General features: G+C 35.2%; 1 protein-coding gene. It reads right to left on the minus strand.

Going from position 1 to position 2,191, the window contains the following annotated elements; translation table 11 throughout:
- Nucleotides 1-2,184: SHIRT domain-containing protein (locus tag SMIDD26_RS08470; RefSeq protein ID WP_061439878.1), on the minus strand; the 2,184-nt coding region annotated here is incomplete at its 3' end.
- Between the last annotated feature and the right edge of the window lie 7 nt (nucleotides 2,185-2,191).

The following is a 2,191-nucleotide window of genomic DNA, read 5'->3' on the forward strand; positions in this document are numbered from 1 at the left end:
ATCATTTGCTTTATCAACGTACTCTTTAGTTGTTGGCTGAATTGTTGTTACATTTGATTTATCTACATAACGGTTTTGGTCTGTTGGTTTATAGCCTTCTATTGCTGCTGGCAATGTCTTACCTGGTGTCCCACTTTCAAATTTATAGGTTACACCGTATTTATTAGCTTCGAATACCCATTTTCCTATAAACTCTACATCTGCTTTATTTACTTGTTTATTTTCAGCATCGTAACTCTTAAATAACCATTTACCATCTTCTTCTGCAACTGGGTACTCTTTTGTAGTTGGTTGAATAGCATTTACATTAGCTGTATTTTCATACGTTTTTGGGTCTGTTGGTTTATAGCCTTCTATTGCTGCTGGTAACGCTTTATCTTTAGTTCCACTTATGAACTTATATTTTGCTGTATAAGGATGAACATAACCTAGCTCTAAAACATTAGCTGCTACTTTGTTGATAGGTAAATTTCTAGCTAAAGTAAAGAAAAACAAGCTACCTGCACTAGGGCGAACATTACCTTCAACAGTACCTGTTACTTTTAGTACTTTTTTACCATTCGAATCTGCTAACTCTTTGGCTTTATCTTGTGCAATACGAATAACCATCTTATTGATTTCTTCGTCACTCTTACCAGGGAATAATTTTTTAAGTTCTGTTGATGAAAGAGTTTTAAGTGTCATATTACGCATAATAGTTTCAGCGATAGTCTTACCTTCATCTGGTTTTATTGCACTTTCAGCGATACGTTCATTACGTTCACCTTCTGGTCTATTACTATCCTTGTCGTTTAAAGATCTAAGAATCATCCTAAATGTAATATTATTGTAACCTTTAGTCTCAACACCAAATGTAATTTTAGGATCTGTATTACTAACTAATGAATTAAAGCTATTTTTGTCATTTCCTAAATTTTTTTCAGATGTTGAATACACATTCAAGATTTCTTTCTTCCCATCCTTAATTCCAAGAGCATATAAAGGTCTCCATGAATAACCATTAAATTCTGCATATAGTTTTTCCGGAAGAACTAAATCTTTGTCTAAATTCACATTCAAGTCTACATATGTGTAAGTCTTTGTAGTTTCATCTATTTTAAATTTATTATTTTTGTATGTGTTTGATAAAACAGGACCCGCTCCTCTTGCATCAGGATTTCTATATACAGTCATAGCTGTAGTATCATCCATTTCAAACTCAGCTTTTAGAACCACTTCGTTCACTTTTGTAGTATCATTATTTTCCGGGTTATACTTATCAATGATAGTACGTGTATTATTTTCATCTTCTGTTGCTTTGCTCAACTTAGTATTTGGTAATACAGCATCCGATTCTACCTTAGTATCAATTTTAACTTTGTTAGCATTAATTTTGAATCTATCTAACCCATTGAAAAGAATCATATTTCTTCTACTATCCGTTGGGACAGGCTCTTCGTTCTCGGTAAAGCTTGTGTAAACACCATATAGCTTTGAATCAGGTTTTAAACCATTTGGAAAGGCTGTTGCTAATGTATCTTCTGGTGAAAATAATCTAGCTCCTTCTGCGATTTTCCCATTTACTGAAGGTTTGTCAGACCAACCAAGAAAAGTATTGGCAGTACTAGAGTTAACTAATGGTCTTCCTAACTTATCTTCTCCCGTCTTATATGTCTTATCTATATCTTCTCTAATAGTAGGATCATTTGCATCTACATTCCACTGTTTCATAAGTGTTACTGTACCAGCATAGTTAGGTTTTTCCTCATTATTTCTTGCTCCATCGCTATCCTCTGGCTTAATATCTGTTGGTACAGCTCTATCACTACCTAGCGTTGTACCAAGCACATCATTTCCATTTCTTACTTCCGCTGCACGAGGTACTCCTTGAAGAGAGTTTCCATTACTCTCAGTTGATGCAACTGTATTTGTATTTGTATTTTCTATTTCTGTGTCACCAGTATTAGCACCAGAAGTGCCTAGTGTGCTTGTTGTACTTGCTGAACCTGGTGTACTTGGTGGGGCTGGTGTGCCTGATACTGGTTCGCCTGCTCCTGGTCCATCCGCTTGAACAGTCGCCACACCAGTTGCAAAAAACAACACCGAAGCTACTGCTACACTAGCTACTCCCAAATGATGTTTTCTAATAGAGTAGCGTAAAATTTTTTTCTCGTTTTCTTCACATTTTCTTGACTTAAAGTTCATTTTCAAC

This window comes from Streptococcus mitis (assembly GCF_001579035.1).
GTDB classification, from domain to species: Bacteria; Bacillota; Bacilli; order Lactobacillales; family Streptococcaceae; genus Streptococcus; species Streptococcus mitis_J.